This is a genomic window from Pseudomonas sp. LBUM1643, from assembly GCF_059716215.1.
In genome coordinates this window covers 1,642,045-1,668,719 of record NZ_CP166813.1, presented here as the reverse complement: position 1 = coordinate 1,668,719, position 26,675 = coordinate 1,642,045, and the positions used below count along the sequence as shown (strand labels likewise).

Here is a 26,675-nt window from a genome sequence, read left to right as displayed (position 1 = left end):
TTTGAAAACCTTTCAGCGGATACCCGCCAGTAAGCTCCGGGCAGTCTGTTTGAGCGGTTCGTCGCCCTCTTTGAGCAGCTCGTTCAACAGCTCGATTGCACTGTCCAGGTCGCCGTCATCGATGCAGGTCTGCGCCTGTTCGAGCTTGCCGGCGTTATCTGGCTCCAGATTCAGCGGCTCAAGCTCCAGGGACTGGTCGGGATCGCTGAACTCGGCAAGAAAATCGTCATCCAGCGATTGCGCATCCGGTTCGGCGCTCCATTCAAGCTCTGTGTCGTCCGACGCCGGCTCGTCAGGCATTTCGAACACATCGGGCAAGACGTGAAGGTTGGAGGTGAACGCAGGCTCATCCGCATGCGGCGTTTCAGTGAGCTTTGCCGGGGATGGAGCGTTGTCGAAGGGACTGATCAGATCCCAGTTGGCGTCCATCGACAGGTCGTCGAGATTCAACTGGAAGTCATCGTTGGGCGCTACGACCGGCGCCGCGGGTGTGGGTGTCGCAATCGCGATGATCGGTGCAGCCGCCATCGTTACAGCAGCCATCGGCGCCAAAGTGTTCAGCTTGGGATGACGACCACGAATTTCCTGAAGGGTTTGTTCGTCAACACCGGCGTCACGCAGGTTGTTTTCTTGAGTTTCATAGGCGGCTACGCCGCCATGTTTCCCCAGAACCTCCAACAATTGCAAGGCCAGATCCTTTCGTTGTGGATCCTTGGCCAATGCCTCGTGCAACAAACCCGCGGCCTCGGAAAATCGTCCATAGGCCATATAGATACCCACGCCTTCAAGCACATCGCCTGCAGGGCTTTCATCATGTCGATCGGGAGCGGGTTTCAGCATGGTAGCCATGACAGCGGGTGCCGCAGCCTGATCCAGTACCGGTTCATGTCGAGACGGCGTAACGGGTGAGGCCTCTGTAGAGACCTCGGCCCGCTGGCGTTGTCGCCGGAGAAACAGCCAAAGGACGACCAACCCAACCAAACCCAGCAACCCCAAAACAAGTGGCCAACGACTGGCCTCGGGTTCTTCCACGGCGACTGGAGCGGGTGCCACAGCGACCGGCACGACTGGCGGCGCCTGCTTGATTTCTGCCAATTGGGTTTGCAGCTCGGTGACCTGCTTTTTCTGGCCGGCGATCTGCTCGACCTGGGCCTGAAGTTTTGTATTGAGCTCGCTGATGGTCACCTGGAGTTGCTGATTTTGCAGCACGCTGGCAGCCAACTGTTCGGCGACGGGATCGATCGCCGGAGTAACTGCGACAGGTTCGACTTTGGGTGCTGGCGCCGTTTTTTTCGCCGCAGCAGGCGCTGCAGTTGCAGGTTTGACACTGGGGAACGGGGAATTTGCCGCGCTGGCCACCGGCTCATCGACGACCGGGACAATTCCCGGAGCGCCAGGCGGATCGATCAACACCGTGTACTCGCGCAGCACGCGTCCGTTGGGCTGGTTGAGCTGCACCAGAAAATTCAGGAAGGGTTCGTTGACCACCTTGTTGGAACTGACCCGGATCACGCTGCGATTACCACGAAGGATCGGCGTGAATTTCAGGTCATTGAGAAAGAACACGCGCTCGATACCGGCACGACTGAATTCATCCGCCGTCGCCAGGCTGACCGATAGGTCGCCCTCTTCCAGTCCTGCGGCATCCACCAGGGCGATGTCTGCGCGCAACGGCTGATTCAGTGCCGAATGCAGGGTGATGTCACCCAACCCCAGCGCGGGGGCCAATGCCGAGTAACTGACAGCAACACCGACCAAAACCAGTCTGGCGCAATACCGTACTACAACGTGCCAACTCTCGAGCATGAGCATCCCTTAGATAACCAGAACCAACCTGTACGCGTTCGCACATCCGGTACGAACGCGATATTGCCTAGTAGTTCTTTATAGTCTGCCGAACGGGGTATCTCAAAAATCCTGCGGGAGGCAATGCCTCAAGATTTTTCCAGGTTGGCCAGTATGTGTCCGTGGACGCGCATGCAAATCTTCAAATCCGCCTCGTCGACGCCATCGAACAGTTCCTGGCGCAGTTGGTTGGCGATGGTCTCAATCTGTTCTATCAACGGGCGGGCCGGGGCACAAAGCACGATTTTTTTCGCTCGACGGTCTTCCAGAACCGATTGGCGCTGGACCAGGCCCTGGCCTTCCAGACTGTCGAGGAGTCGAGCCAGGGTTGGCCCTTCGACGCCAACGCTTTGCGCCAATTCACGCTGAGTAGGCGCGTCCTCGAAACGAGCCAGGTGCAACAGCACCAGCCAGCGCGCCTGGGACAACCCAAGGCCGGCAAGGCGACGGTCGAGTTCGGCGCGCCAGCCTCGGGACATTTGGGCTAATTGCATGCCAAAACGGTGTTGGTCGGTTAACGGCATAAAAAACTCATGGTTAGACTGAAATAGAGAAAACCTAATTATTAGTCAGCTAAGCATGGCCGTTGGCGCTAAGCAAGGGTTGCTATGTACTGAATCGTTACATCAATGTAACGGGTCATTTAAATTTCAAATTCTGACTGAAGTGCCGCCCGAACACAGTACAAAACGCCCTCAGGTACCCGCCCGGCAAACAGCGGAATAATTTCCGCAACGGGTGGCAACTCCCCTTCACCGTCCAGGAAAGCATCCTGAATCTCGCCCATCAAATCCTCGGGCAGGTCCAGGGCTTGCTCCACCGACAACTGCTGCTTGCCAATCGCCTCGGCGAGCATGGTGTAGACGTTCTTCTCCGAACATTGCAGCTGGCCTGCGATCTGCATCGGAGTCATGCCGGCACGGGCCAGCGTGATCAGCTCGTGGCGCACGTCGGCCACCACTTTCGGCGCTTCGACCTGGCCGCCGAGCACTTCGAGGAAGGCCTCGCCGTAACGCTCCAGCTTGCGTGCACCCACACCACTGACCCTGGCCATTTCCGCCAGAGAGGTCGGCTGGCTGCGCAGCATTTCGAGCAGCGTCGAATCCGGGAAGATAACGTACGGCGGCACCCCATGCTCTTCGGCGAGCTTGCGACGCAGGGCGCGCAACGCTTCCCACTGCTCGCGCTCTTCGCCACGAACCAGTTGGCTCGCCGGGCTCTTGCTGCTCTTCGCGGTGGTTTGCGGCTTGAGGTCGCGGCGCAGCTCCAGTGTGACTTCGCCCTTGAGCAACGGCCGGCACGTGTCACTCAAACGCAGACCACCGTACCCTTCGAGGTCAATATCGGCCAGACCACGGGCCACCAGCTGACGAAACAGGGAGCGCCATTCGCTCTCCCCCATCGCCTTGCCGACCCCATAGACCGACAGATGCTGATGGCCAAAGCTGCGGACCTTCTCGTTGTCCTTGCCCAGCAATACATCCACCAGATGCCCGACGCCATAGCGCTGGCCGGTGCGGTAGATGGCCGAGAGCGCCTGCCGGGCCGGCTCGGTGGCGTCCCAGGTCTGCACGCCATCGACGCAGTTGTCGCAATGGCCGCACGGCTCCGGCATGTCTTCGTCGAAGTAAGCCAGCAAGGTTTGACGACGGCAGCGGGTTTCTTCGCAAAGCGAGAGCATGGCGTCGAGCTTGTGATGTTCAAGGCGTTTGTGGCGCTCATCGCCTTCGGAGTTCTGCAGCATCTGCTTGAGCATCACCACATCTTGCAGGCCATACGCCATCCAGGCGTCCGCCGGCAGGCCATCACGGCCACCCCGCCCGGTTTCCTGATAGTAGGCTTCCAGGGATTTCGGCAGGTCCAGGTGAGCGACAAAACGCACGTTTGGCTTGTCGATGCCCATGCCGAACGCCACGGTGGCCACCATGATCAGCCCTTCTTCGTTAAGGAAGCGCTTCTGGTGATGGGACCGGGTTTCGTTGGGTAATCCGGCGTGATACGGCAGTGCCGGGAAGCCCTGTTCACTGAGAAACACGGCGACTTCGTCAACCTTCTTGCGTGACAGGCAGTAGACGATCCCGGCATCGCTGCGCCGCTCGGCAAGGAACGCCAGCAACTGCTTGCGCGGCTGCTCCTTGGGAACGATGCGGTAGAAAATATTGGGGCGGTCGAAACTCGACAGGAAGCGTTCTGCATCCTGCAGGTGCAGGCGATCGACGATTTCTTCGCGGGTGCGCTTGTCGGCCGTGGCGGTCAATGCAATGCGCGGGACGTTGGGGAACAGCTCCGCCAACTGGCCCAGTTGCAGGTATTCACGGCGGAAGTCGTGGCCCCACTGGGAGACGCAATGCGCTTCGTCGATGGCGAACAGGGAGATTTCGAGACTTTGCAGAAAAGCCAGCATGCGCGGCTGAACCAGGCGCTCGGGGGCGAGGTACAGCATCTTCACCTCGCCACGCTTGATACGCGCTGCCAGGTCTCGTTGCTGCTCGGCGCTCAAGGTCGAGTTCAATGCAGCGGCAGCGACGCCCAGCTCTTCGAGGGTGGCCACCTGATCGTCCATCAGCGCGATCAGGGGCGACACCACCACCGCCAGGCCTTCACGCAACAGCGCGGGCACCTGGAAGCACAACGATTTGCCACCACCGGTAGGCATCAGCACCAGGGCGTCACCGCCGTTGGCCACGCGCTCAATGATTGCACCCTGGCGGCCACGGAAACTGTCGTAGCCGAAGATGTCCTTGAGGACGCGTTGAGCCTGTTCGAGCATAAAAACTCCAAAAATCACCGAAACATCCCCGCAAGGCTGGTTCAGAACCACGCAGATTGCACCAACGAATCGTAAGTGCGCATTGCATGACGCTTCACATCTCAGCCGCAACGCCAGCAGGGCATCACAAAACGCGGGAGTATACCCGACGCCTCCTCTTCAAAGGGTGCCGCTGAGAAGACACATTAGGACAAACACTGATCCCCTGTAGGAGCTGCCGAAGGCTGCGATCTTTTGATCCTGTCTTTAAAAAGCAAGATCAAAAGATCGCAGCCTTCGGCAGCTCCTACAGGGGACAGGTCGTGCGTATCGAGCGCAAATATGCCGCGCGGCTGGCCTGACTGCTCAAGAAGGCCTAGAATTCCCGCATCTGTTTAATTCCCAAGGTAGCCCTTTAATGTCCTTCGCTGAGCAACTTACCCGCCTGCAAGTCTTCCTCGACGCCGATGAACTGCATGACGAGGCGCTGGACTACGTGGCCGCCCACGGTTATCTCACCGCCCTGTCGATCTGTTCCGAAACCGTGCCGGACCGTGAGTGGATCGACGCGCTGTTCGCCGAAGAGCCACATTACGCTGATGACACCGAGCGTGAAGCCATCGAATCCACACTGATCGCGCTCAAGGCTCACATCGCTCGCCAGCTGGCCTCGGATGAAGAGTTTGAACTGCCTTGCGAGCTTGACCTGGGCGAAGACCCGGATGATTCCGACCTGCGCGGCTGGTGCATCGGTTTCATGGAAGGCGTGTTCCTGCGCGAAGCGGCCTGGTTCGAAACCGCCGAAGACGAAGTCAGCGAGATGCTGCTGCCGATCATGGTGGGTTCGGGCCTGTTCGACGAACAACCCGAGTTCGAAGACATCGCCAAAGACGCCAACCTGATGGACGACATGATCGTGCAGATCCCGGAAGCGCTGACCGCGCTGTACCTGCTGTGCCAAGCGCCAGACGAAAAACCGGCGATCCTCAAGCCACGTCACCACTAAGGTTCTGCCTATGGACAACCCCATAGGCAACCGCTCCCTGATGTTGCGCTACGTGCTGCTGGCAATCGGCTGGCTCAGCGTAGCGTTGGGGGTGATCGGGATTTTCCTGCCGGTTTTGCCCACCACGCCTTTCCTCCTGCTGGCGGCCGCCTGTTTCGCCCGCAGTTCGCCACGCTTTTACCATTGGCTGGTGGAGCACCCACGGCTTGGGCCATGGATTCGCGACTACCTCGAGGGCAACGGCATCCCGCTCAAAGGCAAGGTCTACGCCATCGGGCTGATGTGGGTGAGCATCCTGTTCTCCTGCTACCTGGTGCCCCTGCCCTGGGCCCGCGGCTTCATGCTGACCAGCGCGGTGCTGGTGACGATTTATATTCTTCGGCAAAAGACGCTGCACAAGCCCTGAGATCTTTTGCTTTACAGGCCGACGATCAACCCTCCCCCGCTAAAAACACCGCCTAGACTTCACGCATCTGCACCCGAGCAGCCTAATATGCCTCGTCGCCGGCGTAGTCCAGGATGGTCAACGCTCCGACTTCGGTTCGGCGGATGGCTGCTGCTGACAGGTTTGCTTTTGGCAGGCCTGGGCAATGTCTTTGCCGACTGGAGTTTCACGCGGATCCTGCAAACCGCCGAAACACGCTACGGCCCTCTCGGTCCGGCGCAAAAACGAATCGAGGCCTGGGGCCAGTTGCTGCAGAGCGAACGCAATCAATCCGAGCGCGAGCAGCTCACCGCGGTGAATAGCTTCTTCAATCAGCAGTTGACCTTTCAGGACGACTCCCGCATCTGGGGTCAGACCGACTACTGGGCCACCCCCGTCGAGTCCCTGATCAAGGGCAAAGCCGATTGCGAGGACTACGCCCTGGCGAAATACTTCAGCCTGCGCGAGCTCGGCATTCCCAGCGAAAAACTGCGCATCACCTACGTCAAGGCCCTGACCCAGAATCAGGCACACATGGTGCTGACGTACTACAGCACGCCCACGGCCGCCCCGTTGGTGCTGGACAACCTGATCGGCGAAATCCGCCCCGCCTCCCAACGCAAAGATCTGTTGCCGGTGTACGCCTTCAACGCCGAAGGCCTGTACCTGCCCGGCGCAAACGGCGGCAAACGCTCCAGCGACTCGAAGAAGTTATCGCGCTGGCAGGACGTCTTGAAAAAAATGCAAACCGAAGGGTTCGCCGTGGGCGACGGCTAGTCATCACCGCAAGGAGCGTCTCATGTCACTGCGCAAACAATTGTTTCTCGCCATCTGCCTGTTCCTGCTGGTGGCGTTCAGCGGCAGTTTTTTTGTCAGCCTGGAAAGCTCCCGCGACCAGATGCTCGGGCAGTTGCGCTCTCACGCCCAGGACGCGGCCACGGCGTTGGGACTGTCGTTGACGGCGCAAATCGATGACCCGGCTATGGTCGAACTGATGGTCAGCTCGATTTTCGACAGCGGCTACTTCAACAGCATTCGGGTCATCAGCATCGCCGATGAGCAGGTGCTGGTGGAACGCAACGTACGTGCTTATGCCGAAGACGTTCCCGGCTGGTTCATCAGCCTGGTCGACTTGCGCCCCCAGGCGGGCGAAGCGCTGATCATGCGCGGCTGGGAACAGGCGGCGCGGGTTGAAGTGTTGAGCAACCCGCAGTTCGCCCTGGCCAAACTCTGGGACAGCACCCTTGGCAGCCTGATCTGGTTATTGATTTGCGGGCTGCTCAGCGCGGTGTTCGGTGGTTGGTTGCTGCGTCGACAGCTGCGACCGCTGGACAAGATGGTTAAACAGGCAGAAGCCATCAGCAAACGCGAGTTTCTGAGCTTGCCTAAATTGCCGCGCACGCCAGAGTTGAAGCGCGTGGTATTGGCCATGAATCAAATGGTCGAAAAGCTCAAGGCACTGTTTGCCGAAGAGGCGGCGCGCAGCGAAAAAATGCGGGCCGAGTCCTATCAGGACAACCTGACGGGCCTCGCCAATCGGCGCTTGCTGGATGAACACCTGGCGAACCATCTGCTGATCTCCGAACAAAGCAGCGACGGTCATTTGCTGATGCTGCAGATCAACGACCTGGCGGGGCTGAATCAACGCCTGGGTGGTCAGCGCACCGATGAGTTGATCAGCAGTGTGGCCGAATTGCTCAAGCGATTGACGCAACAACCGGAACGCAGCAAGTGGCTGGCAGCGCGCAATCGCGGGGGCGAGTTCAGCCTGTTGATACCCGGCATGGACAACGCAGACGCTGCACGCGTGGCGAGTGAAATCAGCGCCACCCTCGAAAACCTGCGCCTGACCGGTGCCAGCGACTGCATGCCCGTGGCGCACCTGGGCATCGTCGCTTACCACCCGGGCGAACCGCCCGGCGATGTCTTGCTGCGTCTCGATCAAGCCCTGACCGAGGCCCGGCAGCGCCCCGAGCGGCCGTGGACACACCTTACCGATGACACGACCGCACCCAACCAGTCCCAACACGACTGGCGAACCTGGATCGATGACGCATTGACCCACGGCCACATGCAGCTGTACTTCCAGCCTGTCGTGCAGTGCGCCGACACCAGTCAGGTGTTGCACCACAAGGTTCTGGCCCGTCTGCTCGATCCGCAGGGCGTGGCCATCGCCGCCGGGCATTTCCTGCCGTGGATCGAGCGTCTCGGCTGGTCGGCGCGAATGGACCTTGCGATGCTTGAGGCGACCCTCGACTACCTCATCGTCAACCGCTGGCCATTGGCTTTGAGCCTGTCCGGCAGCACCCTGCGCGACCCGGTGCAACTGCAAAAAATCCTCGGCATGCTCGAATCGCTGCCTGAGCTGGCACCGTTGCTGACCCTGGAAATCGACGAACGCCAACTGCCGCCTCCGCTTGAACTGCAACGTTTGAGTCACAGCCTGCTGAACACCGGCTATCGAATCGGCCTGCAACATTTCGGTGGCAGCTTCAGCCAGATCGGCAACCTCACTCAACTGGGCCTGGCCTACCTGAAAATTGACGGAGCCTACATTCGCGGGATCGATGAGCAGAGTGACAAGCGACTGTTCATCGATGCCATTTTTCGCGCGACCAACAGCATCGATCTGCCGTTGATTGCGGAGCGAGTGGAGACGCGCGGCGAGTTTGAAACGATCAAGGAGCTGGGGGTGTTCGGGGTGATGGGGCGGTTGATCGGGCCGCCTGAGCCGATGTGAGTGTTCGTTTGGAAACCGCGTCATCGTTCATCGCGAGCAGGCTCACTCCTACAAGGGTACTGGTTCACCAACCCTTGTAGGAGTGAGCCTGCTCGCGATATAGGCTGAAGCGCAATACTGAAACCCCAGACAAACAAAAACCCGCCATTCCCTATCTACAGGAATGGCGGGTTTTGTCGTTTCAGCCTTGCATCAAACGGTATCCACCTTCAGCGAATGGTCATTCAACATGCCGTTGATGATCGTCGCCGTGTCATGCCCCCCAGCCACCACACCACCAGCGCCCGGCGTGACGCCGTAATGGCTGGCCAGGTTGACGCCCGCCAGATCGATCGTCTGGTTCGGCGTGGCGCCAGCCATGGCGCTGACGTCGATGCTGGTCAGCACCGAAGCGCCGCTGCCAATGACTTTGAAGTGCAGGTAATCATCCAGCGAAGCGGTGGTGCCGTTTTCACCCTGCAGCAATTGCGACAGGTCGAGCTTGTCGGTGCCAGGGGTGAAATCGGTGACCACGTCGTGCCCGGAATTGCCTTTGAGCCACTGGAAGGTGTCCGCACCGGCACCGCCCGTCAGGGTGTTGTTGCCCAGGCCACCGATCAGGAAGTCATCGCCGCCACCGCCCTTGAGGATGTCATCGCCCAAACCACCGTTAATGACGTTGCTGTTGTTGTCCCCGGTCAGGCTGTCATTGAAGTTGGAGCCCGTCAGGTTCTCGAGCCCGGTCAAGGTGTCGGTGCCGGCGCCGCCGGTGTTTTGCGCTGTCAGCAAGCTCAGGTCCACCGTGACGCCGCTGGTGGCATGGGCGTAGCTCACGGTGTCGGTGCCGGTGCCGCCATCCAGCAGGTCATTGCCGGTTCCGCTGAACAGCAAGTCATTGCCGGCGCCACCGTGCAGCTCATTGTTGCCACTGCCCGCAGTCAGCACGTCGTTGCCGTCGCCGGCATTGAGGATGTTGTTGCCCGCGCCGGCCACCAACACGTCATCGCCCGCCGTACCGGTGAGGGTGTGGCCGTCCTGATAGCTGATGGTCACGTTTGCCCCGTCGCTGCCACCATGGCTGTCGTTGGCGGTGTAACTGCCGTGAGCATCCGGAGTGATGTCGTGAGCCCCGGCGTAGTTGACGGTCATTTTCAGCTGATAATTTTCCGCCCCCGTGGGATTGCTGCCACTGGCGTTATTGATGTTGGTGACATGGATCTGATAGGTGCCGTCAGCCGCTGCGGTAATGGTTCCGCCATCGGCGATGGACACGAACGGGCCGCCATTGAGCGAGTACTCCAGGGCGATGTGGCCGGCCGCCAGGTTGTGGTCCAGATTAAGGGTTTCACCCTCTTTCAGTTTTACGGTGATGAGGTCTTCATCATTCGCGTTGGCCGTGGTGACACCGCCCAGGTATCCGCTGACGACCAGTACCGCCGTCATCGCTGCCGTGTTGGCTGCGAACAGAGCGCGCACGTCCGCCAGGTTCTGGTTCGCCGCGTTGTTGCCGGTTCCGGAGAAGCCTTTCGCACCTGTGCCGACAAAATCCGCGCCCTTCGCCGCCCAACCTGTGTTGAACGTGGTCGGCGTGGCAGTCAGCGGATCGCCCTCAGGATCAGTGTCGTTGGCCAGCAGCAATTCGCCCGGTACTACAACGCTGCTGGACAGAACGTTGGTGATGATGTGGTCATCCACCGCCACCGGTGCCGCGTTCGGAACGACTTTGACCACCAGGGTCGAGCTGGCCAGGTCGCCATCGTTGTCACTGACGGTGAAGCCGATGTTTTCGGTGATCACCACCGAAGTGGCTTTTTGCGAGGTGTAGCTGTATTCGCCCGTGTCGAGTTTGATGACCAGCGTGCCGCCATTATTGGTGGCGATGCTCAGCGAATTGTCCACGGTGTTGAACGTACCGTGGTTGGCCCCGCCGGTGAATTTCAGCGAACCCTGGTTGCCGAGGTCTTTCGGGTCATAGGTGTAGGTGGTGCCATCGACCACAATGGTCTTGATGAAACCGCCATCGGCACCGAACGTACCGCCCTCCAGCAACGTGCCAGTGACCGGCGCGCCCTGCACGGTACCCGAGAGTACCGAGTTGAGTTGGTTGAGGTCGGTTACCACTACCGCGTTGGTATTGGTGTGGGTGCTGCCGTCATAGGCAACCGGGTCCAGGTAGGCGTTGCTGACGCCGCTGCCCAGGCCAATGGCGTAGTTCTTGATGCCATTGGCGTCGAGAAAGGCTTTCAGCGAAGCCTCGTCGGAGGCGCTGATGTCGCCTTCGTTGGGTTTACCGTCGGAGAAGAAGTAACCGATGTTCTGCGCACCGGTCAGTTTGCCGGCGGTGTCGAACGCCTGCTTCATGGTGGCCACAGCGGCATCGTAGTTGGTGCCGCCGCCCGCCGTCAGGCCGGAAATGATCGACTTGGCGGTGGCCACGTCGACCCAGATCGAGGTCTTGTCGGTGGCGTTGCTGCTGAAGGTCACGATCTGCACCTTCACGTCGCCCAGGTCGTCGTACTTGTCGAGCAAGGCACTGATTGCCTGCTTGGCGAGGGCCAAACGTGACAGGCCCGGTACACCCGAAGCGTCGGCCATACTGCCGGACACGTCGATCACCAACAGCAGGTTGGAATCGATTTCCACGGCAGCCACTGCGCGTTCCGAGGCGGCCGCCTTGGGCACGTCATCGACGATGTTCACCACAATTGTGCTGGTGGTGCTATTGCCCAGGGCATCGGTCGCTTTGTAGGTGAAGCTTTCGCTCAGGGTGTTCGCCCCGTCGTTAGCGTTCGGCGACGTTTTCGGTGCCGAGGTCAGGGTGTAGGTGTAAGTGCCGTCGGCGTTGAGGAGCATCTGCCCGTAGGTGCCGGTGGCATTACTGACCAAGGTGTAGGTGACTGCGCCGGACGCGCCGGTGACCGAGCCAACCAGTGTTCCCGCAGAGGTTTCGCCAGTGTTGCCCGGCTCGCTGCCGATCACGGTACCTGCTGCCAGGTCATTGCCATCCTTGGTCAGGTCCAGGGCTTTTTCGAAGACCGTTACATCGGTGTCCGACGCCGCGAGCAGTTTGCTGTTGCAGACATCGATGGTGATGGTGGTGGTGCTTTCATCGCCATCGGCATCGCGCACGGTGTAGGTGAACACGTCGGTCGCACCCGGCGTGCCGACCGAGTTCGGGTTGCTGTGATAGGTCGCGTTGCCATTGGCGTCCAGGGTCAGGTAACCGTAGTTGCCGTTGATGTTGGTATTAAGCCCGCCACTGATCGAGGTTGAGGTGTTGCCGCCAGCGCGCACGCCCACCACCGCACCACCGGCCGCCGGACCGTCGGAGCCACTGATGTCGTTGTCGAGCACATTGCCGCTGACCGTACCGCCTTCCTGCACATGGGCCGAATCAGGCTTCGCGCTCGGCAGGTCATCGACGATGTTGACGTTGATCTCGCCCGAAGCGGAACTGCCGTCGGAGTCGGTCGCCACCACCTGGAAGTTTTCGCTGATGCTGTTCGCACCGTCCGCGTTTGGATGGGTTTCGCTGCCCAGCAAGGTGTAGCTGTAGCTGACCACGCCGGTGACTTGATCAAAACCGGTGATGGTTAGGTAGCTGCCCAGCGGGGTGACGATGGTGTGCGGCAAACCGGAAACCACGCCATCGCTCATCACGGCGAAACCACCCACTCTCAGGTTTTGCAGACCATCGAGCGCAGTCACGGTGAAGGTGCCGGTCTGGGTCAGTGCCGGCGTGTCAGGGCTGGTGCCCCAACCGAGGTTTTTCTCGTAGACGGTGACTTCGCCCCCATTGACGTTCAAGCCGCCGATGACCACCGGATCGTCGTTGTTATGGATCTGCAGAACGAGGTTCGCCGTGCTGGTATCGCCGTCCGAATCGGTGAGGGTGTAGGTGAAGGTTTCCGTCCCGCTACCACCGCCCTTCAGGCCTTTGAAATCAGCGTCGTTGGTGTTCAGGGTGTAGGTGTAAGTGCCGTTGGCATTGAGCACCAGGCTGCCGTAAACACCGTTGAAGGTACCGGGTGTAACCGGGCCTGCATTGTCGCCTGTCACGACCCGGTCGGCGCCTTGCACATCGTTGGTCAGCACGCTGCCGTCGAGGGTCACCAGGGATTCCGAAGCCGTCTTCGCGTTCGTGTCATCCACTGCCTTTGGCACGTCATCGACGATGCTCACCACGATGGTGCTGGTGGTGGTGTTGCCCAGCGAATCCGTCGCGAGGTAGGTGAAGCTTTCAGTCAGGGTGTTCGCGCCGTCGTTGGCGTGAGGCGTAGTGCTCGCCGGCGAAGTCAGGGTGTAGGTGTAGCTACCGTCGGCGTTGAGCTGAATCTGGCCATAGTTACCCGTCGCACTGCCCACCAATGCATAGGTGATCGCACCGACGGCGCCAGTGACCGAGCCAACCAGTGTTCCGGAAGCGGTTTCACCGGTGTTGCCAGGCTCGCTGCCGGCGACAGTACCTGCTGCCAGATCGTTGCCATCCTTGGTCAGGTCCAGGGCTTTTTCGTAGACCGTCACATCGGTGTCCGACGCCGCGAGGATTTTGCTATTGCAGACATCGATGGTGATGGTGGTGGTGCTTTCATCGCCATCGGCATCACGCACGGTGTAGGTGAACACGTCGGTAGCACCCGGCGTGCCGACCGAGTTCGGATTGCTGTGATAGGTCGCGTTGCCATTGGCGTCCAGGGTCAGGTAACCGTAGGCGCCGTTAATGTTGGTGTTGAGCCCGCCACTGGCCGAAGTCGACGTATCGCTACCGGCGCGCACGCCGACCACGGCACCACTGGCCGCCGGACCGTCGGAGCCTCCAATGTCGTTGTCGAGCACATTGCCGCTGACCGTACCGCCTTCATCGACATGGGCCGAATCCGGCTTCGCGCTCGGCAGGTCATCAACGATGTTGACGTTGATCTCGCCCGAAGCAGAGCTGCCATCGGAGTCGGTCGCCACCACCTGGAAGTTTTCGCTGATGCTGTTCGCACCGTCCGCGTTTGGATGGGTTTCGGAACCCAGCAAGGTGTAGCTGTAGCTGACCACGCCGGTGACCTGATCAAAACCGGTAATGGTCAGGTAGCTGCCCAGCGGAGTGACGATGGTGTGCGGCAAACCGGAGACCACGCCGCCGCTCATCACTGCATAACCGCCCACGGTCAGGGTTTGCAGTCCATCGAGCGCGGTCACGGTGAAGGTGCCGGTCTGGGTCAATGCAGGCGTGTCAGGGCTGGTTCCCCAGTCGAGGTTTTTCTCGTAGACGGTGAGTTCGCCACCGTTCACGTTCAAACCACCGATGGTCACCGGGTCGTCGTTGTTATGGATCTGCAAAACGAGGTTCGCGGTGCTGGTATCGCCGTCCGCATCGGTGAGGGTGTAGGCGAACGTTTCCGTCCCGTCGCCACCGCCGTGCAGGGCTTTGAAATCGGCATCGCTAATGTTCAAGGTGTAGGTGTAAGTGCCGTTGGCGTTGAGCACCAGGGTGCCGTAAACGCCGGTGAAGGTGCCGGGGGTGATCGGGCCGGCATTCTCGCCGGTCACGACACGGTCGGCGCCTTGCACGTCGTTGGTCAGCACGTTGCCGTTGAGGCTCAGCGAGGTTTCCGATGCGGTGCCGGCGTTGCTGTCGTCCACGGCTTTGGGCACGTCATCGACGATGTTGACGTCGAGCGTGCCATTAGCCGTGGTGCCGTTGTCGTCCACCACGGTTACGGCAAATTGCTCAGGCAGATTGTTGGTGCCGTTAGCATTCGGATGGGTTTCGTTATCGGCCAGGGTGTAGCTGTAGCTGACCACGCCGGTGTCCGGGTTGTAACCGGTGACAGTCAGCGTGCTGCCCAACGGGGAGACAACCGATTGCGGGAAGCCGGCGCTCACGCCACCGACCACCACACTGATGCCGCCGACAGTGAGGGTTTGCACGCCATCCAGCGCGGTGATGGTGAAGGTGCCGCTTTGAGTCAGCGCCGTGGAGTCCGGTGCACTGCCGTCGCCGAGGTTTTTTTCGTAGACGGTCAACTCGCCGCCGTTGACGCTGAGGCCGTCGATGGTCACCGGGTCGTCGTTGTTATGGATCTGCAAAACGAGGTTCGCGGTGCTGGTATCGCCGTCCGCATCGGTGATGGTGTAGGCGAACGTTTCCGTCCCGTCGCCACCGCCGTGCAGGGCTTTGAAATCGGCATCGCTGATGTTCAGGGTGTAGGTGTAAGTGCCGTTGGCGTTGAGCACCAGGGTGCCGTAAACACCGTTGAAAGTGCCAGGGGTGATCGGGCCGGCATTCTCGCCGGTGACGACACGGTCGGCGCCTTGCACGTCGTTGGTCAGCACGTTGCCGTTGAGGCTCAGCAAGGTTTCCGATGCGGTGCCGGCGTTGCTGTCGTCCACGCCTTTGGGCACGTCATCGACGATGTTGACGTCGAGCGTGCCATTAGCCGTGGTGCCGTTGTCGTCAACCACGGTGACGGCAAATTGCTCAGGCAGGTTGTTGGTGCCGTTCGCATTCGGATGGGTTTCGTTATCGGCCAGGGTGTAGCTGTAGCTGACCACGCCGGTGGCTGGATCGAAACCGGTGACCGTCAGCGTGCTGCCCAACGGTGTGACAACCGATTGCGGGAAGCCTGCGCTCACGCCGCCGACCACCACACTGATGCCGCCGACAGTGAGGGTTTGCACGCCATCCAGTGCGGTGATGGTAAAGGTGCCGCTTTGGGTCAGCGCATTGGCATCCGGTGCGCTGCCGTCGCCGAGGTTTTTTTCGTAGACGGTCAACTCGCCGCCGTTGACGCTGAGGCCGTCGATGGTCACCGGGTCGTCGTTGTTATGGATCTGCAAAACGAGGTTCGCGGTGCTGGTATCGCCGTCCGCATCGGTGAGGGTGTAGGCGAACGTTTCCGTCCCGTCGCCACCGCCGTGCAGGGCTTTGAAATCGGCATCGCTAATGTTCAGGGTGTAGGTGTAAGTGCCGTTGGCGTTGAGCACCAGGGTGCCGTAAACACCGTTGAAAGTGCCGGGGGTGATCGGGCCGGCATTCTCGCCGGTGACGACACGGTCGGCTCCTTGCACGTCGTTGGTCAACACGTTGCCGCTGAGGCTCAGCAAGGTTTCCGATGCGGTGCCGGCGTTGCTGTCGTCCACGGCTTTGGGCACGTCATCGACGATGTTGACGTCGAGTGTGCCATTCGCCGTGGTGCCGTTGTCGTCCACCACGGTGACGGCAAATTGCTCAGGCAGATTGTTGGTGCCGTTAGCATTCGGATGGGTTTCGTTATCGGCCAGGGTGTAGCTGTAGCTGACCACGCCGGTGGCTGGATCGAAACCGGTGACCGTCAGCGTGCTGCCCAACGGTGTGACAACCGATTGCGGGAAGCCTGCGCTCACGCCGCCGACCACCACACTGATGCCGCCGACAGTGAGGGTTTGCACGCCATCCAGCGCGGTGATGGTGAAGGTGCCGCTTTGAGTCAGCGCCGTGGAGTCCGGTGCACTGCCGTCGCCGAGGTTTTTTTCGTAGACGGTGACCTCGCCACCGAACACGCCTAGCCCGCCAATCGTCACCGGGTCGTCGTTGTTGTGAATGTTCAACACCAGCGTCGCAGTGCTGGTATCGCCGTCCGAGTCGGTCAGGGTGTAGACGAAATTTTCCGTCCCGCTGCCGCCGCCGTGCAGCGCCTTGAAGTCCGCGTCATCGGTGTTCAGCGTGTAGGTGTAAGTACCGTTTGGATTGAGCACGAGGGTGCCGTACGTGCCGGTGAAGGTGCCGCCGATCACCGGCCCGCTGTTGGGGCCGGTTGGAATACGGTCGGCGCCCTGCATGTCGTTGGGCAGCACGCTGCCGGTCAAAGTCACCAGGGTTTCCGATGCTGTGTTGGCGTTGCTGTCATCGACCGCCTTGGGCGCATCGTCGGTGATGTTGATGTCCAGGGTGCCAGTAGCGGTATCGCCATTGGTATCGCTGGCGACCACGGTGAATTGTTCACTCAGGTTATTGGCGCCATCGCCGGCCGAATGGGTGTCGTTGCCATTGAGGGTGTAGCTGTAACTGACCACGCCCGTTGCCGGGTTGTAACCGTTGATGGTCAGGGTATTGCCCAACTGGGTCGTGATCGATTGCGGAAAGCCTGAAGCCACGCCGCCGCTGAACACGCTGATGCCGCCAATGCTGAGGTTCAGCAGGCCGTCGGCAGCGTTCACGGTGAAGGTGCCATTCTGGGTCAGCGCCGCCGGGTCGCTGGCCGAGCCGTCAGGCAGATTGGCTTCATTGAGGGTCAGTTCACCACCGGTCGTATTGAGACCGCCGAGGGTGACAGGATTGTTCACTTCCGGTGGCGGCGGGACGATGACCGGAGGTGTATCGTCGTTGTTGACGTTGTCATTGAGATCGGCGAAATGACGTTCCAGCGGAAACTCCGGAATGCCATTGAAGCCCGCTGTCGGGAAGCCGATGGTCGGATCGACTCGACCCGCCACTTCTTCCAGCAGCACGAAACTGTGACCGCCGCCCAGCGCGCCGGAGGCATTGGTGCCGGTAGGCCCGGCTGCGGTGGCTTCACCGGTCTGAGTCGGGTCTTCGCCGGCCGCAATGGCTTTTTGCAGTTTTTCGACGTCGGTGAGCTGCGCTTCGCTCGGCGTGAGGGTCTCGGGCGTATCCACGTGGGGCGCTTGGTGCGCGAGCAACTGGGAGGTCATTTGCAGGCTGCTGCCACGTCCGAGTGTCAGTTCCTGGCCATTTTTCAAATGCACCGCCACCGCCCCTTCCGCGCCGGTGACCAGTTGATCGCCGGCAAACAGCCGATCTCCTTCAACCAGTGCGCGTCGGGTGCCATCACCCGCGACCGCGAACACCTGACCAATGACCTTCGAGACGGTACCGATGAGCGTAGCCATGTGCATCTCCTCTGTTGCCAACCAGTGCCGGCAACCAAATTTTTTTGCGAAGAAAGTGCCCATGTCTGAAGCGAGCCGCTTTGCGAAAACACCTGCCGGACAGCGTGATTTACGTTACGTAAGCCGCTGCCCTGGCGACACTCTCGCCAAGCCTGTCGCTCATCGATGACCTGCGCCGGAATCGGACAAACCCAATGTAATCAACGACTTTGGGATCCCGTTTGGCAGAAATGATCATCTCCGAGCGATGCGTAACAGTCTTGAATCAGTAAAGTGACAAAAAAATGTCACCCCCTCAACTGCCCCGCCTCCCTCCCCTCCAGCACCTCTTCGTCCTTTATCGATAAATGGATGGAACTTAAATTTTGCCCTTGCAAGCTCCCTAGAGCTCGTAATACAAGGGTTCCACGAGAGAACAATGTGCTGGATTTTTCGGAGCGCATAAGTTTTTTTTGGCATAAGGCTTATGAGAAATATTTCTTAGCTATGCGCTAGAATGTTCTTAGCTGTGTTGTTACAAGCTTGAAACGGTTTTCACTATAAATGCCGTCAAATATTTGGCGACTGATAAGCATCATTAGGACTCAGGGAGATTCATCCATGCGCGTTTTAACCCCCCTCTGCAGCGCGATCCTGCTGGCAATGGCCTGCACATCTCAGGCTAACGCCATGTCGTTGACCGAGGCGATTCAGAGCACTATTGCCACACACCCGGAACTGGCTTCACGCGTGGACTCGCGTCTGTCCGCGGACGAAGAAGTCAAAATCGCCAAAGGGGGCTTTTATCCATCGGTCGACCTGAACGCCGCATACGGGCGCGGGTACAGCGATAACACCAACACACGTGCGCTGGGCAATCACCACACCGAGATCCTGACCTACACCCAATCCGAGCTGCGTCTGCGGCAGATGCTGTTCGACGGCTTCAACACGGCCAACGAAGTCGAGCGCACCAAGGGCGTGGTCAACTCCCGCGCCTATTACGCGCAAGGCACCGCCCAGGACCTGGCACTGCGCACCATCGAGGTCTACCTCGAAGTGCTCAAGCGTCGCGAACTGGTGACCCTGGCCAAAAACAACCTGCAAGCCCACCTTCGGGTCAACGACCAGATCGGTCTGCGGACCGAGCGCGGTATCGGCAGCACCGCCGACTCCGACCAGTCCACCGCTCGTCGGGCACTGGCGCAAAACAACCTCGACACCGCTGAAGTGGATCTGGCCGATGCCGAATCGAATTTCTTCAGCGTTGTAGGGCGCCTGCCGGATGAGCTGGAAACCCTGCCATCGACTCGCGGCGAATTGCCTGCCACCTTGACTGAAGCCCAGCAGAGCATGGTGGATAACAACCCGTACCTGAAATCCGCTCAGGCCGATGTGCAATCCGCCGAAAGCCAGTACGAAGTTGCCAAGTCGCCGTTCTTTCCACGCTTCGACGCCGAAGCAGCGGTGGGCGCGAACAACAACGTGCAAGGCGACGAAGGTCACGATAACGAGTGGCGCGTCGGTGTGGTGATGAACTACAACCTGTTCCGCGGCGGCAGCGACAAGGCCCGCCTGCAGTCCAATGCGCACCAGATCAACCAGGCGATGGACATCCGCAACAACGCCCTGCGCCAGCTCAACGAGAACATCCACCTGGCGTGGAACGCCATGCTCAACGCGAAGAAGCAAACGCCGACCGCCCGCGAATACGCCGAGACAACCAAGCGTGTACGTATGGCGTACCAGGATCAGTTCGGCCTCGGCCAACGGACCCTGCTCGACCTGCTCGACAGTGAAAACGAGCTCTACAACGCCAACCGTCGCTACACCGAAGTGCGCTACACCGAGGAATACTCGATGTACCGCGTGCTGGCGAACATGGGTCAGTTGTTGAGCAAGCAGCGTGTGGTATTGCCTGCCGATGCGATCGCCCAGTCGGAAGTGAAAAACGAAGCTCGTTTGCCTGAACTGAGATAACCCCACGGGTTCGGGCCGCGTTCGGACGATCTTTTGATGTGATTCTGAAAAAAAAAAATCAAAAGATCGCCGCCTGCGGAGTTGCTTCAGGGATTTGTATTGATGTGACAGTTCAACTGGAGCGATCAATGTGACCAGCATGGAACCCGGCAACATCGGTGTCGATCCGCGTCTTAGCTTCGATGACCCCCTTCTTGATGGTCTGTTGATCCTCTGCAAACTCCACGGTGCGACTGTCAGTCGCGCCAGTCTCAGTGCCGGCCTGCCGTTGAACAAGCAACGCCTGAGCCTGGACCTGCTGCCACGCGCAGCGGCCCGGGCAAGTTTGCAGGCGCGCTTGCTGCGTCGTGAACTGGCCGACATTTCCCCCCTCAACCTCCCTGTGATGCTGATCCTCAACAACGGTCGTACCGCGATTCTGCGGCGCTTCGGCGACGACGGCCGCTTGCTGATCCTGCCCAGCGAAGCCGACGGCGGGGAACAATGGGTCAGCCGTGAAGAGCTGGCTGAAAACTACAGTGGCCAGGCGTTGTTCGCCCGGCCGCGCCATGAACTCGAAGACTTGCGCTCACCGCTGGTGCCGCGCGTCGAGGCGTGGTTTCGCGACACGCTGAAACTGTCGAAATGGTTGTACAGCGATGCGATCCTGGCGAGCTTCCTGATCAACCTGCTGGGTTTGATGGTGCCGCTGTTCGTGATGCAGACCTACGACCGGGTGGTGCCAAACCAGGCAACGTCCACGCTGTGGGTGCTGTCCATCGGTTTGCTGATCGGCACCGGTTTCGAGCTGGTCCTGCGCGTGGTCCGCGCGCATTTGCTGGACACGGCGGGCAAGAAAACCGACGTGATTCTGTCGGCCACCCTGTTCGAACGCATTACCGGCATGTCGATGAAATCGCGACCCGCCACGATCGGTGGGTTTGCCCAAAGCATTCATGATTTCCAGGGCCTGCGCGAATTCCTCACGGCGGTCACGCTCACCAGCCTGATCGACCTGCCCTTCGCCGTACTGATGCTGGTGGTGATCGGCTTGCTCGGTGGCTGGCTGGTGGTCATTCCGATGCTGGCGTTCCCGATCACCATCATTTTCGCCATGGTGATTCAGGTCCGCCTGCGCGACACCGTGCAGAAAAGCCTGAGCCTGGGCGCCGAACGTCAGGCCTTGTTGATCGAAACCCTCGGCGGGCTGGAAACCCTCAAGGCCTGCAGCGCTGAAAGCGAGCGCCAGCACAAATGGGAAAGCACCCACGGCGCCCTCACCCGCCTCGACAGCCATGCGCGCAACCTCTCGGCAATGGCCACCAACGGCACGCTGTTCATCCAGCAGTTTTCGGGTATGGCGACCATCGTCGCCGGGGTCTACAGCATCATTGCCGGCAACCTCAGCGTCGGCGCACTGGTGGCGACCTACATGCTGGGCAGTCGGGTACTCGCGCCACTGGGGCAGATTGCCGGGTTGATCACGCGCTACCAGCAAGCGCAACTGACGATGAAAAGCACCGATGCGCTGATGGGGCTGCCGCAGGAACGCGACGGCAAACAGCGGCCACTGGAGCGCACGCAACTGCAAGGCGCCCTGGACGTCAGCAACGTGACCTTCCACTACAACGGACAGAATGCCCCGGCGCTGCACAACGTCAGTTTCAGCATGAAACCCGGTGAGCGCATCGGCATCATCGGCCGCAGCGGCTCGGGGAAAAGCACCTTGGCGCGGTTGGTCATGGGTTTCTATGAGCCCGAAGAAGGTCAACTGCTGCTCGACGGTCTGGACCTGCGGCAACTCGACGTCGCCGACCTGCGCCAGCAGATCGGCTACGTCGCCCATGACCTGCCGCTGCTGGCTGGCAGCCTGCGCGACAACCTGACCCTGGGTGCCCGCTACATCAGCGACTCCAGAATGCTCGAAGTGGCGGAGCTAACCGGCGTGACCGAACTCGCCCGCTCGCATCCACAGGGTTTCGACCGGCCCGTGGGTGAACGTGGTCAACTGCTTTCCGGTGGTCAGCGTCAAGCCGTGCTGCTGGCCCGAGCCTTGCTGCTCGACCCGCCGATCATGCTGCTCGACGAACCCACCAGCGCCATGGACAACAGCAGCGAAGACGTCCTGCGGCAAAAACTGCACAGCTGGGTCCAGGGCAAAACCTTGCTGCTGGTGACCCACCGTACGTCCATGCTCAGCCTCGTAGATCGTCTGGTAGTCCTCGACAACGGTCGGATCGTCGCCGACGGTCCGAAAGAAGCGGTCATCGATGCACTGCGCAAGGGCCGTGTCGGCTCTGCGGCGGTCTAGGAGTAGCCCATGGCTGGTACATCGTCCGACGCTTCAAAGGATCGCGGCTACTTCGGCAGCTTCAGCAAAAGTGCCGAAAGCGAATTCATGCCGGAAACCGCCGGCGCCGCGTTGCAGGACTCACCGCGCTGGTCGCGGATCACCGTGTGGCTGGCGGCCGGACTGCTTATCAGCGCGGTGGTCTGGGCCAAGTTTGCCGTGTTGCAGGAAGTCACCATGGGTGAAGGCAAGGCGATCCCGTCAAGCAAGGTGCAGGTGATCCAGAACCTGGAAGGCGGCATCGTCACTGAAATCTTCGTGCGCGAAGGGCAAATGGTGAACAAGGGCGACAAATTGCTGCGCCTGGATGACACGCGCTTTCTGTCGAACAAGGGTGAAAGCGAGGCGGACCGTTATGCATTGACGGCGCAGGTTGAACGGTTATCTGCCGAGGCCGAAGGACGACCTTTCAAGCTGTCGGAAGAGGTGATTGCCAAGGCACCGCAAGTGGCCGAGGACGAACGCTCCCTGTACGAACAACGGCAACGTCGACTGGCCAGCGAACAGCGCACCCTGAGCGAGCAACTTCGGCAAAAAACCCAGGAACTGGCGGAATTTCGCTCCAAACAGGGTCAATTCAGTTCGAGCCTGGCGCTGCTGCAACAAGAGATGAACATGTCCGCGCCACTGGTGGGAACCGGTGCGGTGTCCCCGGTGGAAATCCTGCGCCTCAAACGCAGCGCCGTGGAGATACGCGGCTCGCTGAATGCCACGACCCTGGCGATTCCCCGCGCCGAATCGGCGATCAACGAAATCAAAAGCAAGATCGACGAGTCGGAACAGTCTTTTCGCTCTGACGCAGCCAAAGAGTTGAATGAGAAACGCACCGACCTGTCGAAAATCACGGCATCGAGCATTGCCATCGACGACCGCGTCACCCGCACCACGGTGGTGTCGCCGGTGCACGGAATTATCAAGGTGCTGAAGGTCAACACCATTGGCGGCGTGGTGCAGCCGGGCAGTGACATGGTGGAAATCGTGCCCCTGGAAGACAACCTGCTGATCGAAGCCAAGGTCCGGCCGCAAGACGTGGCATTCCTGCACCCCGGCCAGAAAGCCATGGTCAAATTCAGCGCCTACGACTACACGATCTATGGCGGGTTGAGTGCGAAGCTGGAGTTGATCGGGGCGGACACCATTACCGACGACAAGGGCAACAGCTTTTATCTGATCCAGGTAAGGACCGACAAGAATCACCTGGGAGGGGACGTGAAACCCTTGCTGATCATTCCCGGGATGGTGGCGACGGTGGATATCATTACCGGGGAGAAAAGCGTGTTGGATTACCTGCTTAAACCGGTGCTCAAGGCGCGGACCGAGGCGATGCGCGAGAGGTAGGTCAGGCCAGAATCTTCATTGACTGTGGGATGGCTATCGCTAGCAGGCTAGCTCCCACAGAGGATTTGGAGCGATCAAATAATTTGTGCTTTCAACTGATCAACTGTGGGAGCTAGCCTGCTAGCGATCAGGCCAGCACAAGCAACACCTATCTCGGCCCATGATTACGCTGAAAGGTATCCTCCCCCATCGCCGCAATCTGCCCCTCGATCAACGCCTCGAACGGCTTCAACAACGGCTCGAAAGAGCTCGGTGCTTCCAGCGTTTGCAAGGCCTGGACGATCGCTTCAACCGTCGACAACGCACCCGGTCCCGGCGCCTTGCGCAATCGATACCGCGACACCCCGCCCTCAGCCAGGGTCACCCGGGGCAACGCTGCCAGCAGCGGATTGAGGTGCAGCATTTTGCGCGCCTTGCGCCAGGTACCGTCCGGCACGACCAGTAATAGCGGTTCTTCGTTTTCGGCGTACGCCTGCAACGTCTGCGCGTCATCGGCAGGAAACAGCAATCGCGCCCGATAGCCCGGTCGATCCAACAGCGCCGGCAAATCCTCGAATACTTCGCCGACGATCAGCTCGGCATTCTTCAGCCCCAATGCCGCCAACCGTGCCGTGTTCAGCGCATGGCTCACTTCACTGGGATGCTGTAACAGCAACACCCGGGTGCGGCTATCGAGGTGCGGGATCAGTGGGCACAGGCAATGGGTTTGCGGGCGCAGGCAGCGTGGGCATTGGATTCTGGACATGCTTCCTTTTCCTTTAAGCAGCCTGATTGAGCTGTGCTTTTAGCAAATCACGGAAGGTCTGGATCAGTGGTTCACGGCTGCGGCCACGGCGCACGATCATCGAAAATGGCGCCTGATAGCCGAACGTCGCCGGCAACAGCACGCGCAAATCGCCCTTGTCGGCCCAGGCCTGGGCGTAATGCTCCGGCAAATAACCGATGTAGGCGCCCGACAGCACCAGAATCAACTGCGCCTCCATACTCTCCACCGTCGCCGCGCTGTGTTTGAAGCCATGACGCGCCAGTTCCGCCTGGCTCCAGTAACCGCGCCCGACCATGCGCTGCTGGGTGATGACTTGCTCGGGAATACGTCGTTCGGTGAACAGCGGATGGCGACTGCTGCAATACAACCAGTGCTGTTCACGGTACAGCGGCATGTAGACCAGACCGCTCATGCGCGTCGAGAAAGCACCGATGGCCAGGTCGAGGCGATTGTCCTGCACGCCGAGTTGCAGCTCATATGGGCTCATGACCGACAGGTGCAAATGCACCGCCGGGTGTTCCTGGCTGTAGGCGCCGATGGCTTCGGCGAAGGGCAAGGCCTTGTCGCTGACGGTAGAGTCGATCACCCCCAGGTTCAGCGTGCCACGCAGCTCGCCTTTGAGGGCCGCGGCGTATTGCTCGAAACCTTCGAGCTCGGCCAACAGGCGCAAGGTTTCCTGATGAAACAGTTCGCCCTTGCTGGTCAGGCTGAAACCACCACGACCGCGATGGCAGAGCACCAGGCCAAGCGCAGCCTCGAGCTGGCTCATGTAGGTGCTGATCGCCGACGTGGAAAGGTTGAGCTCATGCTGGGCAGTGGCGAACCCCTGATGACGGACCACGCTGACGAAGATGCGCAATAGTTTCAGGTCGGGTAAAGCGTTGGCCATGGGGGGGCTCCAGCAAAAAACACATGTAAACGACAGGCTCTATGTAGCAGCTGTCGAGCCTGCGAGGCTGCGTTCGGCTGCGCAGCAGTCGTGATTCTGTCTACGAGGTTTTACTGAAACACTTCGGTGTGGGTTTCACGACTGCTGCGCAGCCGAACGCAGCCTCGCAGGCTCGACAGCTGCTACAAAGGCATTTCAAGTCTATCGCCCCTCCCGTCATTAGTTTAGAAAAATCTGAACTAAGTATTTGCCCGTAGCGATTCTTCCCGGGCACTACATTTCGCAGAATCGGCCCACAGCGGTACCCGTGGCTTGCGTGAACGGCGTAACCGACATAAATAAAACAACGACGATGAGGCCCTACCCGTGGACAAGATTCTTCACCAACCACTGGGCGGCAACGAAATGCCGCGCTTCGGCGGCATCGCCACCATGATGCGACTCCCCCATTTGCCGACCGCTGCTGGCCTGGATGCTGCCTTTGTTGGCGTCCCGCTGGACATCGGTACCTCGCTTCGCCCTGGCACCCGTTTCGGGCCTCGCGAAATCCGCGCTGAATCGGTGATGATCCGACCTTACAACATGGCGACCGGTGCTGCGCCGTTCGACTCCCTGTCGGTGGCCGACATCGGCGACGTCGCGATCAACACTTTCAATCTGCTGGATGCCGTGCGGATCATCGAAGAATCCTACGACAACATCCTCGAACACGACGTGATCCCGCTAACCCTGGGCGGCGATCACACCATCACCCTGCCGATCCTGCGTGCCATTCACAAGAAGCACGGCAAGGTCGGCCTGGTGCACATCGACGCCCACGCCGATGTGAACGATCACATGTTCGGCGAGAAAATCGCCCACGGCACCACCTTCCGTCGTGCCGTCGAAGAAGGCCTGCTGGATCCGGATCGCGTGGTACAGATTGGTCTGCGCGCCCAGGGCTATACCGCTGACGACTTCAACTGGAGCCGTAAACAGGGTTTCCGCGTGGTCCAGGCCGAAGAGTGCTGGCACAAATCCCTGGCCCCCTTGATGGCTGAAGTTCGCGAGAAAGTCGGCGGTGGCCCGGTGTACCTGAGTTTCGACATCGACGGCATCGACCCAGCCTGGGCACCCGGTACCGGCACCCCGGAAATCGGTGGTCTGACGACCATTCAGGCAATCGAGATCGTGCGTGGCTGCCAAGGCCTCGACCTGGTGGGTTGCGATCTGGTAGAAGTCTCGCCCGCTTACGACACCACCGGTAACACCTCGCTGCTGGCCGCGAACCTGCTGTACGAAATGCTCTGCGTACTGCCAGGCGTGGTCCACCGCTGAGGATCGGTCATGAACGAACGCGATCAGGTACTGAAAGCCGCCGCCAATCTGGTGTCGGCCTTCGCCCGTAATGATCGCGAAGCCTATTTCGGCGCGTTCAGCGTCGATGCCAGCTTCGTGTTCTACACCCTCGAACAGCCCCTGCTGTCGCGCGATGCCTACCAGGCGTTGTGGGACACCTGGCGCTCGGAGGATGGCTTCGAAGTGCTGTCGTGCACTTCAAGCAAAGCCTTTGTCAGCCTGCAAGGTGATGTGGCGATTTTCATCCATGACGTGGCCACCGAGCTGCGCATGCAAGGGGAGCAACACTTCAGCCAGGAGCGCGAGACGATTGTTTTCAAGAAACAAACGTCTGGCCAAGAACAACAAGGCCTATGGCTGGCCTGTCACGAACATTTGTCCGCCATGCCGGAAGGGCTGCCACCCCCTTAGCCAAACAGGTGACGCTCAC

At 60.1% G+C, this 26,675-nt stretch carries 15 protein-coding genes; 9 read left to right on the top strand and 6 right to left on the bottom strand.

The annotated features are described in order from the left end of the window. Window positions 1-12: 12 nt before the first annotated feature. The 3 genes from ACA063_RS07435 to recQ all read right to left on the bottom strand — a co-directional run bounded on the left by ACA063_RS07435 (window position 13) and on the right by recQ (window position 4,615). Window positions 13-1,806, bottom strand: a complete 1,794-nt coding sequence (locus ACA063_RS07435; protein WP_497665351.1) for a motility hub landmark protein FimV — start codon at window positions 1,804-1,806, stop codon at window positions 13-15. Between the two features lie 128 nt (window positions 1,807-1,934). Further along, window positions 1,935-2,369, bottom strand: a complete 435-nt coding sequence (locus ACA063_RS07430) for a MarR family transcriptional regulator (RefSeq protein WP_194690684.1) — start codon at window positions 2,367-2,369, stop codon at window positions 1,935-1,937. Between the two features lie 119 nt (window positions 2,370-2,488). Beyond that, the gene (recQ, locus tag ACA063_RS07425; protein WP_497665350.1) at window positions 2,489-4,615 is read right to left on the bottom strand and encodes a DNA helicase RecQ; all 2,127 of its coding nucleotides are present in this window, start codon (window positions 4,613-4,615) and stop codon (window positions 2,489-2,491) included. Window positions 4,616-5,012: 397 nt separating this feature from the next. Between recQ and ACA063_RS07420 the strand changes: the two genes are divergently transcribed. The 4 genes from ACA063_RS07420 (at window position 5,013) to lapD (ending at window position 8,764) form a co-directional block, all read left to right on the top strand. Further along, on the top strand, window positions 5,013-5,600 hold the full coding sequence (locus ACA063_RS07420) for a UPF0149 family protein (protein WP_162436857.1): 588 nt from the start codon (window positions 5,013-5,015) through the stop codon (window positions 5,598-5,600). A 10-nt stretch (window positions 5,601-5,610) separates the two neighbouring features. After that, a complete protein-coding gene (locus tag ACA063_RS07415; protein WP_497665349.1) occupies window positions 5,611-6,006 on the top strand; it encodes a YbaN family protein in 396 nt (131 codons plus the stop codon). 87 nt (window positions 6,007-6,093) lie between these two features. Continuing rightward, complete coding sequence (lapG, locus tag ACA063_RS07410) at window positions 6,094-6,801, top strand: cysteine protease LapG (RefSeq protein WP_497665348.1); 708 nt, start codon at window positions 6,094-6,096, stop codon at window positions 6,799-6,801. 22 nt (window positions 6,802-6,823) lie between these two features. Next, window positions 6,824-8,764: a cyclic di-GMP receptor LapD gene (lapD, locus tag ACA063_RS07405; RefSeq protein ID WP_497665347.1), complete on the top strand. Its 1,941-nt coding sequence runs from the start codon at window positions 6,824-6,826 to the stop codon at window positions 8,762-8,764. 192 nt (window positions 8,765-8,956) lie between these two features. Here lapD and ACA063_RS07400 read toward each other — a convergent pair whose 3' ends face one another. Beyond that, on the bottom strand, window positions 8,957-17,626 hold the full coding sequence (locus ACA063_RS07400) for a retention module-containing protein (protein WP_497665346.1): 8,670 nt from the start codon (window positions 17,624-17,626) through the stop codon (window positions 8,957-8,959). A 600-nt stretch (window positions 17,627-18,226) separates the two neighbouring features. Between ACA063_RS07400 and ACA063_RS07395 the strand changes: the two genes are divergently transcribed. The 3 genes from ACA063_RS07395 (at window position 18,227) to ACA063_RS07385 (ending at window position 23,252) form a co-directional block, all read left to right on the top strand. After that, entirely contained in the window at window positions 18,227-19,585 is a 1,359-nt protein-coding gene (locus tag ACA063_RS07395; protein WP_497665345.1) for a TolC family outer membrane protein, read from the top strand. 130 nt (window positions 19,586-19,715) lie between these two features. Next, window positions 19,716-21,875 carry a type I secretion system permease/ATPase gene (locus ACA063_RS07390; RefSeq protein ID WP_497665344.1) on the top strand — a complete coding sequence of 720 codons (2,160 nt, stop codon included), beginning with the start codon at window positions 19,716-19,718 and terminating at the stop codon, window positions 21,873-21,875. 9 nt (window positions 21,876-21,884) lie between these two features. Continuing rightward, entirely contained in the window at window positions 21,885-23,252 is a 1,368-nt protein-coding gene (locus ACA063_RS07385; protein ID WP_497665343.1) for an HlyD family type I secretion periplasmic adaptor subunit, read from the top strand. Window positions 23,253-23,400: 148 nt separating this feature from the next. On the opposite strand, the gene ACA063_RS07380 is transcribed toward ACA063_RS07385, so the two are convergent. Both ACA063_RS07380 and ACA063_RS07375 read right to left on the bottom strand, forming a co-directional pair. Further along, window positions 23,401-23,997, bottom strand: coding sequence for a tRNA-uridine aminocarboxypropyltransferase (locus tag ACA063_RS07380; protein WP_497665342.1), 597 nt, complete (start codon window positions 23,995-23,997; stop codon window positions 23,401-23,403). Window positions 23,998-24,010: 13 nt separating this feature from the next. Next, window positions 24,011-24,907 carry a LysR family transcriptional regulator gene (locus ACA063_RS07375; protein ID WP_162436867.1) on the bottom strand — a complete coding sequence of 299 codons (897 nt, stop codon included), beginning with the start codon at window positions 24,905-24,907 and terminating at the stop codon, window positions 24,011-24,013. 366 nt (window positions 24,908-25,273) lie between these two features. Here ACA063_RS07375 and speB point away from each other — a divergent pair, with 366 nt between their 5' ends. After that, window positions 25,274-26,224 carry an agmatinase gene (gene speB / locus ACA063_RS07370; RefSeq protein ID WP_162436868.1) on the top strand — a complete coding sequence of 317 codons (951 nt, stop codon included), beginning with the start codon at window positions 25,274-25,276 and terminating at the stop codon, window positions 26,222-26,224. 9 nt (window positions 26,225-26,233) lie between these two features. Next, the gene (locus tag ACA063_RS07365; RefSeq protein ID WP_497665341.1) at window positions 26,234-26,656 is read left to right on the top strand and encodes a YybH family protein; all 423 of its coding nucleotides are present in this window, start codon (window positions 26,234-26,236) and stop codon (window positions 26,654-26,656) included. The last annotated feature ends 19 nt before the right edge of the window (window positions 26,657-26,675 follow it).

Excerpts from the sequence above, each read along its gene's own strand:
- ACA063_RS07435 (WP_497665351.1), bottom strand. The coding sequence starts at position 1,806 with ATGCTCGAGAGTTGGCACGTTGTAGTACGGTATTGCGCCAGACTGGTT.
- ACA063_RS07420 (WP_162436857.1), top strand. The coding sequence starts at position 5,013 with ATGTCCTTCGCTGAGCAACTTACCCGCCTGCAAGTCTTCCTCGACGCC.
- ACA063_RS07395 (WP_497665345.1), top strand. The coding sequence starts at position 18,227 with ATGCGCGTTTTAACCCCCCTCTGCAGCGCGATCCTGCTGGCAATGGCC.
- recQ (WP_497665350.1), bottom strand. The coding sequence starts at position 4,615 with ATGCTCGAACAGGCTCAACGCGTCCTCAAGGACATCTTCGGCTACGAC.
- ACA063_RS07430 (WP_194690684.1), bottom strand. The coding sequence starts at position 2,369 with ATGCCGTTAACCGACCAACACCGTTTTGGCATGCAATTAGCCCAAATG.
- ACA063_RS07385 (WP_497665343.1), top strand. The coding sequence starts at position 21,885 with ATGGCTGGTACATCGTCCGACGCTTCAAAGGATCGCGGCTACTTCGGC.
- lapG (WP_497665348.1), top strand. The coding sequence starts at position 6,094 with ATGCCTCGTCGCCGGCGTAGTCCAGGATGGTCAACGCTCCGACTTCGG.
- lapD (WP_497665347.1), top strand. The coding sequence starts at position 6,824 with ATGTCACTGCGCAAACAATTGTTTCTCGCCATCTGCCTGTTCCTGCTG.
- ACA063_RS07365 (WP_497665341.1), top strand. The coding sequence starts at position 26,234 with ATGAACGAACGCGATCAGGTACTGAAAGCCGCCGCCAATCTGGTGTCG.
- ACA063_RS07415 (WP_497665349.1), top strand. The coding sequence starts at position 5,611 with ATGGACAACCCCATAGGCAACCGCTCCCTGATGTTGCGCTACGTGCTG.
- ACA063_RS07380 (WP_497665342.1), bottom strand. The coding sequence starts at position 23,997 with ATGTCCAGAATCCAATGCCCACGCTGCCTGCGCCCGCAAACCCATTGC.
- ACA063_RS07400 (WP_497665346.1), bottom strand. The coding sequence starts at position 17,626 with ATGGCTACGCTCATCGGTACCGTCTCGAAGGTCATTGGTCAGGTGTTC.
- ACA063_RS07375 (WP_162436867.1), bottom strand. The coding sequence starts at position 24,907 with ATGGCCAACGCTTTACCCGACCTGAAACTATTGCGCATCTTCGTCAGC.